We start from the raw sequence: 14,313 nt of genomic DNA on the forward strand, positions 1-14,313 counted from the left end.
GATGCAGAATCTGAAATTTGCCTTTTCATCCATTATGGCCCACAAGATGCGTTCCTTCCTGACCATGATTGGTATTATCATCGGTGTTTCCTCAGTTGTCGTGATCATGGCCTTGGGTGACTCTATGTCTCGCCAGGTCAATAAAAACATGACCAAGTCTCAGAAAGACATTCATGTCTTCTTCTCACCTACCAAGAGTAAGGACGGTTCCTTTACACAAAGACAATCTGCCCTGACCTTGTCTGGTGGTCAAGAAGAAGTTTTTGTTGAACCACCAAAACCTCAAGAAGCTTGGGTTAAGGAAGCTGCAAAGCTCAAGGGAGTGGATAGTTATTACGTAACCAACTCAGCCAATGTGACCTTGACTTATAAGGATAAAAAGGTCGAACACGCTAACATGACGGGTGGGAATGTCACCTATATGGATGCGGTCGAAAATGAAATCATTGCAGGTCGTGGACTTAAAGCACAAGATTATAAAGATTTTGCAAGTGTGATCATTTTAGATGAAGAGCTTGCCAATAGCCTTTTTGGTTCAGCAAAAGAAGCCCTCAACCAAATTGTTGAAGTAAATGAAATCAGTTACCGTGTTATTGGTGTTTATGCAAGTAAAGAAGCTAAGGCTGCGAAAACATTTGGAGTCGGAGGACTACCAATTACGACCAATATTTCCTTAGCAGCTAATTTTAACACAGATGAGATTTCAAATATTGTCTTCCGTGTCAATGATACTAGCTTAACCCAGACTTTAGGACCAGAGTTAGCAAGAAGAATGACAGAGATTGCAGGTCTTCAACAAGGGGAATATCAAGTTGCAGATGCGTCTGCTGCCTTCCAAGAAGTACAACAACTCTTTGGCTTCATAACAACGATTATTAGTGCTATTGCGGGGATTTCCCTTTTTGTCGGTGGTACTGGTGTTATGAACATTATGCTTGTTTCGGTGACAGAGCGTACCCGTGAGATTGGCCTACGCAAAGCGCTAGGAGCAACACGGGCTAATATTCTGGTTCAATTTTTGATTGAATCCATGATTTTAACCTTATTAGGTGGATTCATTGGTCTACTGCTTGCTGCAGGGGTGACTATGCTTGCAGGTGTTCTTCTTCAAAACATGATTGCAGGAATAGAAGTTGGTGTATCCATCCCAATCGCTCTCTTTAGTTTAGCGGTTTCAGCAGGTATCGGTATGATATTCGGTGTTCTACCAGCCAATAAAGCCTCTAAGCTTGATCCTATCGAAGCACTTCGCTATGAATAAGACAATCAACAGGAAAAACGAGATGGACGCTTGTCTATCTTGTTTTTTGTATGGATTTCTCTATCGAAAATCACTAAAAATGTGGTATAATGAAGTGTTAGAAAAACAGGTTTCATTAGCCTGGAAAGGAAATATTATGTCTGAAAAGAATTTTTATATTACAACACCGATTTACTATCCATCTGGTAAACTTCATATCGGTTCTGCCTACACAACTATAGCATGTGATGTCTTAGCTCGTTACAAACGTATGATGAACTACGATGTGTTCTACCTGACTGGTCTCGATGAGCACGGTCAAAAGATCCAGCAAAAAGCCGAAGAAGCTGGCATTACGCCGCAAGCTTATGTAGATGGGATGGCGGTTGGAGTGAAAGAACTCTGGCAATTGCTCGATATCTCATATGATAAATTCATCCGTACGACAGACGATTACCATGAAAAAGTGGTGGCCCAAGTCTTCGAACGCTTGCTTGCGCAAGACGACATCTATCTGGGTGAGTACTCTGGCTGGTACTCAGTCTCTGATGAAGAGTTCTTTACAGAAAGCCAATTGGCTGAGGTTTACCGTGATGAGAATGGCAAGGTCATCGGTGGGGTAGCCCCATCAGGCCACGAAGTAGAATGGGTTTCTGAAGAATCTTATTTCCTTCGTCTCAGCAAATACCAAGACCGCTTGGTTGAGTTTTTCAAGACTCATCCTGAATTTATCACTCCTTCTGGCCGTCTCAATGAAATGTTGAAAAACTTCATCGAGCCAGGTTTGGAAGATTTAGCAGTTTCTCGTACAACCTTTACCTGGGGTGTGCCAGTCCCATCAAATCCAAAACACGTTGTCTATGTTTGGATTGATGCCCTTCTTAACTATGCGACTGCTCTTGGTTATGGTCAGGATGAACATGGTAACTTTGATAAGTTCTGGAATGGAACAGTCTTCCACATGGTCGGAAAAGACATCCTTCGCTTCCACTCCATCTACTGGCCAATCCTTCTCATGATGCTCGATATCAAATTGCCAAATCGTTTGATTGCCCACGGTTGGTTTGTCATGAAAGACGGCAAGATGTCTAAGTCAAAAGGGAATGTCGTTTACCCTGAAATGTTGGTAGAACGTTATGGACTTGATCCACTGCGATACTACCTCATGCGTAGCCTTCCTGTTGGTTCAGACGGTACCTTTACTCCAGAAGACTATGTAGCTCGTATCAACTATGAACTAGCCAATGATCTTGGGAACCTCCTCAACCGTACGGTTTCTATGATTAACAAGTACTTTGGTGGGCAAATCCCTGCTTATGTAGACGGTGTTACTGAGTTTGATAGTGATTTAGAAGAGTGTGCTAAAGAGGCCATCAGAATGTACCATGCTTATATGAATGGTGTAAATTATCCAAAAGCCATTGAAGAAATTTGGACTCTGATCTCACGTACCAACAAATACATCGATGAGACTGCACCATGGGTCTTGTCTAAGGATGAAGCTCTCCGTGACAAATTGGCAAGTGTGATGAGCCACTTGGCAGCAAGCCTTCGTGTCGTGGCTCACTTGATTGAGCCATTTATGATGGAAACCAGTCGTGCAATCTTGACTCAACTTGGTCTAGCAGAAGTTTCTAGCCTTGAGAACTTGAGCTTGGCTGATTTCCCTGCAGGTGTGACCGTAGTTGCCAAAGGAACACCAATCTTCCCACGTCTAGATATGGAAGAAGAAATCACCTATATCAAGGAACAAATGGAAGGGAACAAGCCTGCTGTCGAGAAAGAATGGATTCCAGAAGAAGTGGAACTCAAGTCTGAAAAAGACGAGATCAAGTTTGAAGACTTTGACAAGGTTGAAATCCGTGTCGCAGAAGTCAAAGAAGTGTCTAAAGTGGAAGGTTCTGATAAGTTGCTTCAATTCCGCTTGGATGCTGGAGATGGTGAAGATCGTCAAATCCTTTCTGGTATTGCAAAATATTATCCAAACGAACAAGAATTGGTCGGCAAGAAAGTCCAAATCGTTGCCAACCTCAAACCACGTAAAATGATGAAAAAATATGTCAGCCAAGGGATGATTCTCTCAGCTGAACATGATGGCAAATTAACCCTTCTAACAGTTGATCCAGCTGTACCAAACGGAAGTGTGATCGGATAAGATTAAAAAAGAACCAGTTTGAACTGGTTCTTTTCTTTTGTAATGTAGTAGTTGATAAAAGTGTCATTCTACTTTATAATGAATGAAAACGGAGGAAATTGCCATGAAATACATTCCATTTGGTCAAGAGAAAAGAGAATTGTCCGAAATCGTTCTAGGCATGATGCGAATCAGTGACAAGTCAGTTAAAGAAGTTGAGGAGTTGGTTGAAACAGCCCTATCTGTAGGAATCAATGCCTTTGACTTGGCAGATATCTATGGTGGAGGTCGTTGCGAAGAATTACTGGGTCAAGTGTTAAACAATCGTCCTGACCTGCGAGAAAAGATGTGGATCCAGTCCAAGTGTGGCATTCGCATAGAAGAATTTACCTATTTTGATTTTTCAAAAGATTATATTTTAGAATCAGTAGACGGGATTCTAAAAAGATTGCAGGTTGATTATCTAGATAGCTTGCTTCTCCATCGTCCAGATGCTTTGATGGAAGCTGATCAAGTGGCTCAAGCCTTTGAAATTCTACACAAATCAGGTAAAGTTCGAGACTTCGGTGTGTCCAATCAAAATCCTATGATGATGGAATTACTGAAGAAAGAGGTCAAACAACCTTTATCTATCAATCAATTACAACTAAGTGCAGCATTCACGCCTGGCTTTGGAGCAGGATTTCATGTCAATATGGAAGGGGACAAGGCAGCTTTACGTGATGGTAGCGTCTTTGAATACTGCAAATTAAACGACATGGTTATTCAGGCCTGGTCAGTCTTGCAGTTCGGATATTTCAAAGGGAATTTTGTCGGCAATGAGAAGTTCAAACAACTAAACCAAGTCCTAAATCGACTAGCCTTAAAATACGGTGTGAGCCCATCAGCTATTGCTATCGCTTGGGTCTTACGCTATCCAGCTAAGATGCAGGCAGTAGTAGGAACAACTAACCCTAAACATCTACTAGAAGCCAGTCAAGCTAGTAATTTCAACCTAACTCGAAAAGAGTGGTATGAGATTTACCTAGCAGCAGGGAATGATTTGCCTTAGAAAAAAATGCATTTTAAGAAATCACAGTCAAAAAGCCGTTGGAAAGCGGTTTTTTGTTATAATGAAATTAAGGTTAAAGGAATAAAAGGAGAAAAACATGACATTTGAAGAAATCCTGCCTGGACTAAAGGCAAAAAAGAAATATGTACGTACTGGATGGGGTGGAGCTGAAAATTATGTCCAGCTCTTTGATACCATTGAACAAAATGGCGTCGCCCTTGAAGTGACACCCTATTTCCTCATCAACGTATCTGGTGAAGGAGAAGGTTTTTCTATGTGGAGTCCAACTCCTTGTGATGTCTTAGCGACGGATTGGGTGGAAGTCCATGACTAAACGTGTATTGATTACAGGTGTTAGCTCAGGGATTGGTCTGGCTCAAGCTCGACTCTTTTTAGAAAAAGGTTATCAGGTTTTTGGAGTAGATCAGGGTGAAAAGCCTGCCTTACAAGGTGACTTTCGCTTTCTACAACGTGATTTAACACTTGACTTAGAACCAATTTTTGACTGGTGCCCTCAGGTGGATGTTCTCTGCAATACAGCTGGAGTTTTGGATGATTACAAACCTTTACTAGAACAATCTGCTCAGGAAATCCAAGAGATTTTTGAAATCAACTATGTAACGCCTGTGGAGTTAACCCGCCATTATTTAACGCAAATGCTGGAGAATAAAAAAGGAATCATCATCAATATGTGTTCCATTGCTTCAAATCTAGCAGGCGGAGGTGGTCACGCCTATACCTCGTCTAAACATGCCTTGGCAGGATTTACCAAGCAGTTGGCGCTAGACTATGCAGAAGCTGGTATTCAGGTCTTTGGCATTGCTCCTGGTGCAGTTAAGACAGGTATGACCGCTGCTGACTTTGAGCCAGGTGGTCTGGCAGACTGGGTAGCCAGTGAGACACCTATCAAACGCTGGATTGAGCCAAGTGAAATAGCTGAAGTTAGCCTCTTTCTAGCAAGCGGGAAGGCAAGCGCCATGCAGGGGCAAATTCTCACTATTGATGGTGGTTGGTCTTTGAAGTAATATAGTTGATACTCAGTGAATATGTGGAGGTGAACTATGAAAAGAGATGAGTTTGGATTTGTCTTGCCCAATCTCTACTATCAGTTTTTAACGGACTGGAAAGAGATTGACCCCTATGAAATTGGAGATACAGGTATCTGTTTGTATGCCAAGGAGGATCTAGAGGAGCGTAATGAGACTTATCAGATTGAGGAGGTCGAGCCAGATTATTTTATGATTGGACAGGAAGGAGATTTGGCCTACTTTATCAAGAAAAATGCAGATGATTGCATTTATGAAAATGACTTAGGTGCTTTAGGATCCTTAGAAATGCAAAAAGTAGCTGCAAACGTCTATGACTTTATTGACAAGGTACTAAAAGAAGAATTGTAGAAAACTGAAGGGAGTAATCATGTTTAGAGTGCTAGATGCAGATTCACCGATTTCAAAAGAAGATTTTTTACAATTTGAGGAGATTCTTGGGAAGAAATTACCGGAAGCTATGAAGGATTTTTATCTCAAGTACAACGGTGGCCAGCCCCAAGTAAGGGGTGTTCACGATGACCATCATTTATTTCCTTTCAATTCCTTTAATTCATTTGAGGAGATGAAGAAGTCTCTTACATGGTTTGACGATGAGACGGTGCCTGCAGGATTTAAGGCCACCGATCTTCTCCATTTTGCCTATGATCCTGGATCGGGCAACTATGCTCTTTCGCTAAGGGAAGAGGATTATGGCAAGGTGTACTTCTATGTTCTAGAAGAAACAGCTGAGTTGTATGGTCAATGGCCATCTTTTGAGGATTTTTTGAATTCTTTTGTTGAAGAGTGAGACTACAAAGGAGAAGAGATGCGAAAGCACCAAGAACTTTCAATAGAGCAGATCATCGAGCAGATGCGAGCGGACCAACTAACTTCAGATGATTTTTGCCTCTATGGCAAGGAGGATGGAGAACTAGCACTAGCTAGGTCCTATTGGGTATCAGATTATCCGGATGTCGTGGAAGACCGTGATGTCTATCCGATGGACGTAGCGGAGCAAGATCTCCAGCTAGTCTACTATGGAGAGCAGTTGATTGATGTTCTTTCCGTAGCACTTGAAGAAAAGCCAGAGGCTAGTCTCCAAGACTTGGTTGGGGCTTTAAATTATTATAATCGGTACGATATCTTTATGAACTTTGAAAGCTAGTAAGCATACTAGATTTATGCAGTTTCATTGATAATTAACAAATACAACAAGGAGTTAAGAAATGATAGATTACGAAAACATAAATGAAAAAATTGCCCCTTTTAGCCTGCTTGTATATGATGAGGATCCTCAAAATGTTAGAGGGTCGCTCATTTATTACCCTGATGGAGAATACAGACAGGAAGTGTTTGACACTCGAGAAGAGGAGGGATTTGAAGGAAATGGCTACGATTGGGCATCCCTAGCTTGGGTATTTTTGGAGGAAAAAATGCCTGAATTAAGCGATGCTATCGACTTTGATCCTGAAGGAAGTATGTTTTGTGCCTATTCTTCCAAGGTGGACGCCTTGGCTAAATTCGCTTTAGAATTTAAAGAATTTTGCGATGATATCGAAGCTATGAAAGACTTGTTCAGTCGAGCAGAGTTGGATTAGTTGACTAAAATCTCTTTAAATTTTTTTAAAAAGAATAGAAAGGATTTCAAATGAAGCTACCAGAAGTAGTTGAACAACTGGAAAAACATCCAGGCCTACATCTCTACTTAGATAAAATTTTAAAAAAGAATAAGAAGACCCAAGTTAGTTATCTCGAATCACTGAATCATCTGGCCTATTTACTTTATCTGGATGGTCAAGAGGAAATGGCTAAGGAATTATTAGATCGTATCATACAAGTTCCATTTGAAGGGAATTATAACACTTGGACCTTTGTTGATAGCTCTCTGGGTTTATTGGCCTATCTGGAAAGAGAAAAAGAAAATCAGGTATTCGTCTATAAAAAACTCCTTTTATCTCCATTAGAACAAGGGGAGGAATCCACTCAAAAAATTAGAAGGAGAGTTCATCAGAGATTTTTGAATGGTGATAGCTTGGAGCAAAAGCTTGCAAAAATCGAGCAAGCCTCAAGTCCTGAATCGGAAATGGAACGCCGTTTGCTATACTTGACAGATTTATTGAAGATTCACCTCTTTATTGCTGAGTCAACTTGTGAAGAGACAGATATCCAGACAAAAATCGAAGAGAATATGGAGATACTAAAGAAGTATATCAAGGAGCATGAAATCTATACCCTCTTTCCTTTTAAGGGATAAGGTAAGTTATCGATCTTGGACTTTTAGAAAAGAGTGGAAAATGGAAATCAAAAATCACTTTGGTGTATACGGAATCTGTCTTCAAGACGGGAAATTGCTTTGCATTGAGAAAACGAGAGGGCCTTATCAGCATCGTTTTGATTTACCTGGTGGTAGCCAGGAACTCGGTGAGGGGTTGACAGAAACCCTCAAGAGAGAAGTTCTGGAAGAGACAGGCTATACGCTTAGCTGTTATTGCAATCCTAGGATTTATGATGTGCTGGTTCAAGAAGAGGGGCAAGACTTCGCTGTACACCATATCATGGCCTTTTATGATATCGTACTCGAATTCGAATGCCTTCAACAATCACTTCCACATGAGGTTCTTGATGGAAGCAATGATGCAGCCAATGCAGTTTGGGTCCCTATTGAGCAGATGACCCAAGAAAATGCCTCGCCTTTAGTATTGAAGGTGAAGGCAGAGTTACGAGGATTTCCCGAATTGGACAAGATCTCTTACATGAATTGGAAGGTAAAACATGCAAAATCAACTAGCTCTTAGTGGCGAAAAAATTGTTGAAAAAGTTTACCCACAACTATTTCATCATGTTGGTATGATTCGTGGGGAATACTTGTTGAGAGAGCTCAATCAAAACATCCTGTTACCAAGTTGTCAGCAATTTGTAAAAGATTATCTAGACACTATTTGCCGTTTATATTCAGATGAAGAAGTCTGGTATCGCTTTTCAGAGTTAACAAATGCAGAAGCAAATAGTCTAGACGGGACTAAAGAGTATTTTGATGAACGCCACCCCTTATTTGGATACAGAGGTACCAGGCGTTTGTTGGCGTGTCCAGATGAATTTCAGGCTGAGGCACATGTCGTTACAGAAGTTTATCAAACCAATCCCAATCTGTCTGTTATTTTTCCATTTGTCAATGATGCTGAACAGTTAAAACAAGCTATTAGGGTATTCCGTCAGTATGGTTTTACCGGGAAAGTCGGCACGATGATTGAATTACCGTCAGCGTATTTTGACTTAGACAGGATACTGGAAACGGGCATTTCAAAGATTGTAGTTGGAATGAATGATTTGACTTCATTTATTTTTGCGACTGTGAGGAACAGTCAATGGCATGATATGGAAAGTCCAATAATGCTAGATATGCTGAAAGATATGCAGGATAAAGCAAGGATGAAAAAGATTGACTTTGCTGTAGCAGGCTATCTGAATGCTTTTTTCATACAAAAAATGAATCAGATGGGTATCAAATGCATTATCCACTACAGTTCTATTCCAGAGATTTTTAATTTAGAGATTGATCATCCAGACCATCTCAAACGTATAAAAGAAGTAAGTAAAAAATTACAAAGGAGCAACCCATGACACCTCAAGAAATGTGGAATGCCTACAAGCAAATCAACCCCTCTATCGGAGATGAGATAGACGCCTGGGCTTTTGGAGTGGAAGCTGATCTCTTGGCAGATTTGGTACTAAGAGGCGAAAAGACAGCAACAGCCTCAGCCTATGACCTCTACGCAGTAGAGGACGAACCCCTTCCGCAAGAAGGGACTTTCGATGTCATTTTAGACAGTCAAAACCAGGCTGTCTGCATTGTCGAAATTACAAAGGTTTCCGTTCAGTCCTTCCATCAAGTGTCTGCTGACCATGCCTTCAAGGAAGGTGAAGGAGACAAATCTCTGGCCTATTGGCGTCAGGTTCATGAGGAGTTTTTCACTGAGTGGCTGAGAGAGGCAGGACTGACTTTTACACCTAACAGCAAGGTCGTTTTGGAAGAATTTCGCAAGGTATACCCACTGTAGACTGCAGAAGGAAGAAAGTTTTGGAAAACACTGTCCAAATCGTTTTTCTGACATAAAATATGATAAAATAGGTATGTTTGAACTAGAGCATTTGCTCAGAAATTTAGAATAGGAGAAAATGATGCAAGCAGTTGAACATTATATCGAAAAATTTGTTCCTGAACATTATGATTTATTTTTAGACTTGAGTCGTGAGACCAAGACGTTTTCAGGAAAAGTAACCATTACTGGTCAAGCTAAAAGTGACCGTATTTCCCTTCACCAAAAAGACTTGAAAATTGCTTCAGTTGAAGTAGCAGGACAAGCTCGTCCATTTACAGTTGATAATGAAAACGAAGCCCTTCATATCGAACTTGAAGAAGCTGGTTCAGTCGAATTGGTTCTTGCTTTTTCAGGTAAAATCACAGATAACATGACAGGAATCTACCCATCATACTATACAGTTGATGGTGTTAAGAAAGAAGTTTTGTCAACTCAGTTTGAGAGTCACTTTGCCCGCGAAGCCTTCCCATGTGTGGATGAGCCAGAAGCCAAAGCAACCTTTGACCTAGCTCTTCGATTTGACCAAGCAGAAGGTGAGTTGGCCTTGTCTAACATGCCAGAAATTGACGTTGAAAACCGCAAGGAAACTGGTATCTGGAAATTTGAGACAACTCCACGTATGTCTTCTTACTTGCTAGCTTTCGTAGCTGGTGATTTGCAAGGGGTAACTGCTACAACTAAAAACGGTACCTTGGTAGGTGTTTACTCAACCAAGGCCCATCCACTTTCAAACCTTGATTTCTCACTAGACATCGCTGTTCGTTCTATCGAATTTTACGAAGATTACTACGGAGTCAAGTACCCAATCCCTCAATCTCTTCACATCGCCCTTCCTGACTTCTCAGCTGGTGCTATGGAAAACTGGGGTCTCGTAACCTACCGTGAAGTCTACTTGGTTGTGGATGAGAACTCTACCTTTGCCAGCCGTCAACAAGTAGCCCTCGTCATTGCCCACGAGCTTGCTCACCAATGGTTCGGTAACCTTGTGACTATGAAGTGGTGGGATGACCTCTGGCTCAATGAAAGTTTCGCTAACATGATGGAATACGTCTGTGTGGATGCGATTGAGCCAAGCTGGAATATCTTTGAAGATTTCCAAACAAGTGGAGTGCCATCCGCTCTTAAACGTGATGCGACTGATGGTGTTCAGTCTGTCCACGTTGAAGTCAAACACCCAGATGAAATCAATACACTCTTTGACTCTGCTATCGTTTATGCTAAAGGAAGCCGTCTCATGCATATGCTTCGTCGTTGGCTAGGAGATGCTGATTTTGCTAAAGGTTTGCATGCTTACTTTGAAAAACACCAATACGGAAACACTATTGGTCGTGACCTTTGGAATGCCCTTGGTCAAGCATCAGGCCGTGATGTAGCAGCCTTTATGGATTCTTGGTTGGAGCAACCTGGTTATCCAGTTTTGACTGCTACAGTTGAAAATGATGTTTTGAAGATCTCACAAAAACAATTCTTCATCGGTGAGCATGAAGACAAGAACCGTCTTTGGGTAGTACCTCTTAACAGTAACTGGAAAGGTTTGCCAGATACACTCGAAACTGAAAGCATCGAAATTCCAGGTTATGCAGCGCTTCTTGCTGAAAACAAAACTGCTCTTCGTCTCAACACTGAAAACACTGCCCACTACATTACTGACTATCAAGGTGAATTACTGGATGCTATCCTTTCAGAATTAGTTGAACTTGATAACACAAGTAAGCTTCAAATTGTCCAAGAACGTCGTTTGCTTGCTGAAGCAGGACATGTATCATATGCAGACTTGTTGCCAGTACTTGATAAACTTGCTAAGGAAGAGTCTTACCTGGTTGTTGCTGCAGTTTCTCAAGTTATTTCTGCCCTTGACCGTTTTATCGATGAAGGAACAGAAGCTGAGAAAGCCTTTAACACTCTGGTTGCTAAATTGGCCCGTCACAATTATAATCGACTTGGCTTTGAAGCGAAAGACGGAGAATCAGATGAGGATGAGTTGGTTCGTCAATTGACCATTTCTATGATGATTCGTTCAAATGATGAAGAAGCTAGTCAGGTAGCAAGTCAAATCTTTGCAGCCCATAAAGAAAATCTTGCAGGACTTCCAGCAGCCATTCGTTCTCAAGTCCTCATCAATGAGATCAAACATCACGAAACTAAGGACTTGGTTGCAACTTACCTAGACCTATACACTCATGCAACAGATGCAGTTTTCAAACGTCAATTAGCAGCTGCGCTTGCATACAGTACAGATGCAGAAAACATCCAAACTCTTCTTGCAACTTGGAAGGACAAATTTGTCGTGAAACCACAAGACCTTTCAGCATGGTACCTCCAATTCCTTGGACACCAAGCTACCCAAGAAACTGTTTGGGTTTGGGCTCGTGAAAACTGGGATTGGATCAAGGCAGCCCTTGGTGGAGATATGAGCTTTGATAGCTTTGTCATATTCCCATCACACATCTTTAAAACAGAACAACGTTTGGCAGAGTATAAGGCCTTCTTTGAACCACAACTTTCTGACCTCGCTCTTAGCCGTAACATCCGTATGGGTATCAAGGATATCGCGGCTCGCGTTGAATTGATTAAACGTGAGAAAGCAGCGGTTGAAGCAGTTGTTGCACAATATGGCAAGGCTTAAAAACTTCTTGACTAAATAGTATATAAAAACTCAACTTTCTCTTAGAAAAACAAGGAAAGTTGAGTTTTTTTTAAGATATTTTTGCTATAATGGACATAATAAGGAGGAATTTTTGATGATTAAAATTCTATTAGTGGAAGACGACCTAGGTCTGTCAAATTCAGTCTTTGATTTTTTGGATGATTTTGCAGATGTTATGCAGGTGTTTGATGGCGAAGAAGGTCTTTACGAGGCTGAAAGTGGCGTCTATGACTTGATTCTATTGGACTTGATGTTACCAGAAAAAAATGGTTTCCAAGTCTTAAAAGAACTACGTGAAAAAGGTGTTTCGACTCCTGTTCTCATCATGACAGCCAAGGAAAGTCTTGATGACAAAGGACATGGGTTTGAGCTGGGAGCAGATGATTATCTAACCAAACCATTCTACCTAGAAGAACTCAAGATGCGTATCCAGGCCCTTCTCAAACGCTCAGGGAAATTTAACGAAAATACCTTAACGTACGGTGATTTGACAGTCAATCTATCTACTAATGAAGTTAAGGTTCAAGATGCCTCTGTTGAACTCTTGGGTAAAGAATTTGAACTCTTGGTCTATTTCCTCCAAAACCAAAATGTCATCTTACCAAAAACCCAAATCTTTGACCGTTTATGGGGATTTGACAGTGACACAACCATTTCCGTTGTAGAAGTTTATGTATCAAAAGTTCGTAAGAAATTGAAAGGTTCAGCCTTTGCTGAAAATCTCCAAACTTTGCGTAGTGTTGGGTATATTTTAAAACATGTTTAAGAAATTAAAAAAGAATTGGTACGCAGAAGATTTTAGCTACTTTATCCGTAATTTTGGTGTGTTCACCCTAATTTTCTCTGCCATGACCTTGATTATCTTGCAGGTTATGCACTCCAGTCTCTACACATCAGTGGATGAAAAACTGCTATCTCTCAGCAAGAATCCTCAGGACATCATTCAATTGGCGGTCAATCGTGCAACTGAAGACGTAAAGGATTTGGGTAGTGGCAATGTCGCTCCAGCATCTGATAAAAAACCAAATGTAAGTTCCAATACTGAAGTGATTTTGCTGGATTCGAATCTCAATCAATTAGTGACTGGAAATCGCTTTTTGGGATTGGACAGAATCACCTTCAATAAAAAGGATTTAAACCATATCCGACAACTTCATGTTGTGAATAGCTACGGCCAGGATGAGATTTATCGGGTGGTCTTAACGGAAATGAATATTGATTCTGTTTCGACTAATATTAAGTATGCTGCTATCCTGATTAACACAAGCCAACTAGAGCAAATTAGTCAAAACCACGAGCAGTTAATTGTGGTGGTGATGGTAAGTTTTTGGATTCTATCTATCTTAGCCAGTCTCTATCTTGCACGTGTCAGTGTTAAACCCTTACTTGAAAGTATGCAAAAGCAGAAAAGCTTTGTGGAAAATGCCAGTCATGAATTACGGACTCCGTTGGCAGTTCTTCAGAACCGTCTGGAAACTCTTTTTAGAAAACCAGAGGCGACTATTATGGAGTCAAGTGAGAGTATCGCTTCTAGTTTGGAAGAAGTTCGAAATATGAAGTTTCTAACGACTAACCTTCTCAATCTGGCACGTAGAGATGATGGAATCAAGCCTGAGCTTGGAGAGGTAGAGCCAGACTTCTTTAATACAACCTTTACTAACTATGAGATGATTGCGTCCGAGAATAATCGTGTCTTTCGTTTCCAAAATCGTGTTCATCGCACCATTATCACAGATAAACTCCTCCTCAAGCAATTGATGACGATTCTGTTTGACAATGCGGTCAAGTATACAGAAGAAGGAGAAAATATATATTTTGAGATTTCAACGACAGAACGAAGCCTCTATCTAACGGTAGCTGATAATGGAATCGGTATTTCTGAAGCCGATAAAAAGAAAATTTTTGATCGTTTTTATCGCGTGGATAAGGCACGTACACGGCAAAAGGGTGGTTTCGGTTTAGGCTTGTCTTTAGCTAAGCAGATCGTCGATGCCTTAAAAGGCTCTATCAGTGTGAAAGATAACAAACCTAACGGAACAATTTTTGAAGTCAAGATAGCGATCACAACACCATCAAGACGAAAGAATAAATAAAAAAACCTTCGATTCATCGA

General features: G+C 40.9%; 16 protein-coding genes. All 16 read left to right on the forward strand.

Annotated elements, in window-relative coordinates; translation table 11 throughout:
- The first annotated feature begins 1 nt into the window (after nt 1).
- The 16 genes from QM923_RS01335 to QM923_RS01410 all read left to right on the forward strand — a co-directional run bounded on the left by QM923_RS01335 (nt 2) and on the right by QM923_RS01410 (nt 14,293).
- Nucleotides 2–1,261 (forward strand): ABC transporter permease, encoded by a 1,260-nt coding sequence (locus tag QM923_RS01335; RefSeq protein ID WP_049548826.1) that lies wholly within the window; start codon nt 2–4, stop codon nt 1,259–1,261.
- A gap of 136 nt (nt 1,262–1,397) precedes the next feature.
- Nucleotides 1,398–3,395 (forward strand): methionine--tRNA ligase, encoded by a 1,998-nt coding sequence (gene metG, locus QM923_RS01340; RefSeq protein ID WP_414290576.1) that lies wholly within the window; start codon nt 1,398–1,400, stop codon nt 3,393–3,395.
- A gap of 103 nt (nt 3,396–3,498) precedes the next feature.
- Nucleotides 3,499–4,425, forward strand: coding sequence for an aldo/keto reductase (locus QM923_RS01345; RefSeq protein WP_414290577.1), 927 nt, complete (start codon nt 3,499–3,501; stop codon nt 4,423–4,425).
- A gap of 97 nt (nt 4,426–4,522) precedes the next feature.
- On the forward strand, nt 4,523–4,759 hold the full coding sequence (locus tag QM923_RS01350; RefSeq protein ID WP_000141913.1) for a DUF2829 domain-containing protein: 237 nt from the start codon (nt 4,523–4,525) through the stop codon (nt 4,757–4,759).
- Nucleotides 4,752–5,450, forward strand: coding sequence for a 3-oxoacyl-ACP reductase (locus tag QM923_RS01355; protein ID WP_414290578.1), 699 nt, complete (start codon nt 4,752–4,754; stop codon nt 5,448–5,450). The genes QM923_RS01350 and QM923_RS01355 overlap by 8 nt, the downstream gene beginning before the upstream one ends.
- Before the next feature lie 36 nt (nt 5,451–5,486).
- A complete protein-coding gene (locus QM923_RS01360; RefSeq protein WP_414290579.1) occupies nt 5,487–5,822 on the forward strand; it encodes a hypothetical protein in 336 nt (111 codons plus the stop codon).
- A gap of 19 nt (nt 5,823–5,841) precedes the next feature.
- Nucleotides 5,842–6,261 carry an SMI1/KNR4 family protein gene (locus QM923_RS01365; RefSeq protein ID WP_414290580.1) on the forward strand — a complete coding sequence of 140 codons (420 nt, stop codon included), beginning with the start codon at nt 5,842–5,844 and terminating at the stop codon, nt 6,259–6,261.
- A gap of 18 nt (nt 6,262–6,279) precedes the next feature.
- Nucleotides 6,280–6,618 (forward strand): DUF7716 domain-containing protein, encoded by a 339-nt coding sequence (locus tag QM923_RS01370; protein ID WP_414290581.1) that lies wholly within the window; start codon nt 6,280–6,282, stop codon nt 6,616–6,618.
- A 61-nt stretch (nt 6,619–6,679) separates the two neighbouring features.
- Nucleotides 6,680–7,051, forward strand: coding sequence for an Imm51 family immunity protein (locus QM923_RS01375; RefSeq protein WP_414290582.1), 372 nt, complete (start codon nt 6,680–6,682; stop codon nt 7,049–7,051).
- Between the two features lie 50 nt (nt 7,052–7,101).
- On the forward strand, nt 7,102–7,707 hold the full coding sequence (locus QM923_RS01380) for a DUF6707 family protein (protein ID WP_414290583.1): 606 nt from the start codon (nt 7,102–7,104) through the stop codon (nt 7,705–7,707).
- Nucleotides 7,708–7,747: 40 nt separating this feature from the next.
- Nucleotides 7,748–8,248, forward strand: a complete 501-nt coding sequence (locus QM923_RS01385) for an NUDIX hydrolase (protein ID WP_414290584.1) — start codon at nt 7,748–7,750, stop codon at nt 8,246–8,248.
- Nucleotides 8,226–9,074 (forward strand): putative PEP-binding protein, encoded by an 849-nt coding sequence (locus tag QM923_RS01390; protein ID WP_414290585.1) that lies wholly within the window; start codon nt 8,226–8,228, stop codon nt 9,072–9,074. The genes QM923_RS01385 and QM923_RS01390 overlap by 23 nt, the downstream gene beginning before the upstream one ends.
- Nucleotides 9,071–9,511 (forward strand): ASCH domain-containing protein, encoded by a 441-nt coding sequence (locus tag QM923_RS01395; RefSeq protein WP_414290586.1) that lies wholly within the window; start codon nt 9,071–9,073, stop codon nt 9,509–9,511. The genes QM923_RS01390 and QM923_RS01395 overlap by 4 nt, the downstream gene beginning before the upstream one ends.
- A gap of 121 nt (nt 9,512–9,632) precedes the next feature.
- Nucleotides 9,633–12,179, forward strand: a complete 2,547-nt coding sequence (locus QM923_RS01400; protein ID WP_414290766.1) for a M1 family metallopeptidase — start codon at nt 9,633–9,635, stop codon at nt 12,177–12,179.
- Nucleotides 12,180–12,294: 115 nt separating this feature from the next.
- On the forward strand, nt 12,295–12,966 hold the full coding sequence (locus QM923_RS01405) for a response regulator transcription factor (protein WP_004253103.1): 672 nt from the start codon (nt 12,295–12,297) through the stop codon (nt 12,964–12,966).
- Nucleotides 12,959–14,293 carry a sensor histidine kinase gene (locus tag QM923_RS01410; protein WP_414290587.1) on the forward strand — a complete coding sequence of 445 codons (1,335 nt, stop codon included), beginning with the start codon at nt 12,959–12,961 and terminating at the stop codon, nt 14,291–14,293. The genes QM923_RS01405 and QM923_RS01410 overlap by 8 nt, the downstream gene beginning before the upstream one ends.
- Nucleotides 14,294–14,313 lie beyond the last annotated feature (20 nt).

Origin of the sequence: Streptococcus infantis, from assembly GCF_047463275.1 — a bacterium.
In the GTDB taxonomy this organism is placed as follows: domain Bacteria; phylum Bacillota; class Bacilli; order Lactobacillales; family Streptococcaceae; genus Streptococcus; species Streptococcus infantis_AF.

Excerpts from the sequence above, each read along its gene's own strand:
- QM923_RS01335 (WP_049548826.1), top strand. The coding sequence starts at position 2 with ATGCAGAATCTGAAATTTGCCTTTTCATCCATTATGGCCCACAAGATG.
- QM923_RS01360 (WP_414290579.1), top strand. The coding sequence starts at position 5,487 with ATGAAAAGAGATGAGTTTGGATTTGTCTTGCCCAATCTCTACTATCAG.
- QM923_RS01355 (WP_414290578.1), top strand. The coding sequence starts at position 4,752 with ATGACTAAACGTGTATTGATTACAGGTGTTAGCTCAGGGATTGGTCTG.
- QM923_RS01350 (WP_000141913.1), top strand. The coding sequence starts at position 4,523 with ATGACATTTGAAGAAATCCTGCCTGGACTAAAGGCAAAAAAGAAATAT.
- QM923_RS01410 (WP_414290587.1), top strand. The coding sequence starts at position 12,959 with ATGTTTAAGAAATTAAAAAAGAATTGGTACGCAGAAGATTTTAGCTAC.
- QM923_RS01390 (WP_414290585.1), top strand. The coding sequence starts at position 8,226 with ATGCAAAATCAACTAGCTCTTAGTGGCGAAAAAATTGTTGAAAAAGTT.
- metG (WP_414290576.1), top strand. The coding sequence starts at position 1,398 with ATGTCTGAAAAGAATTTTTATATTACAACACCGATTTACTATCCATCT.
- QM923_RS01405 (WP_004253103.1), top strand. The coding sequence starts at position 12,295 with ATGATTAAAATTCTATTAGTGGAAGACGACCTAGGTCTGTCAAATTCA.
- QM923_RS01375 (WP_414290582.1), top strand. The coding sequence starts at position 6,680 with ATGATAGATTACGAAAACATAAATGAAAAAATTGCCCCTTTTAGCCTG.
- QM923_RS01385 (WP_414290584.1), top strand. The coding sequence starts at position 7,748 with ATGGAAATCAAAAATCACTTTGGTGTATACGGAATCTGTCTTCAAGAC.
- QM923_RS01395 (WP_414290586.1), top strand. The coding sequence starts at position 9,071 with ATGACACCTCAAGAAATGTGGAATGCCTACAAGCAAATCAACCCCTCT.
- QM923_RS01380 (WP_414290583.1), top strand. The coding sequence starts at position 7,102 with ATGAAGCTACCAGAAGTAGTTGAACAACTGGAAAAACATCCAGGCCTA.
- QM923_RS01370 (WP_414290581.1), top strand. The coding sequence starts at position 6,280 with ATGCGAAAGCACCAAGAACTTTCAATAGAGCAGATCATCGAGCAGATG.
- QM923_RS01345 (WP_414290577.1), top strand. The coding sequence starts at position 3,499 with ATGAAATACATTCCATTTGGTCAAGAGAAAAGAGAATTGTCCGAAATC.
- QM923_RS01365 (WP_414290580.1), top strand. The coding sequence starts at position 5,842 with ATGTTTAGAGTGCTAGATGCAGATTCACCGATTTCAAAAGAAGATTTT.
- QM923_RS01400 (WP_414290766.1), top strand. The coding sequence starts at position 9,633 with ATGCAAGCAGTTGAACATTATATCGAAAAATTTGTTCCTGAACATTAT.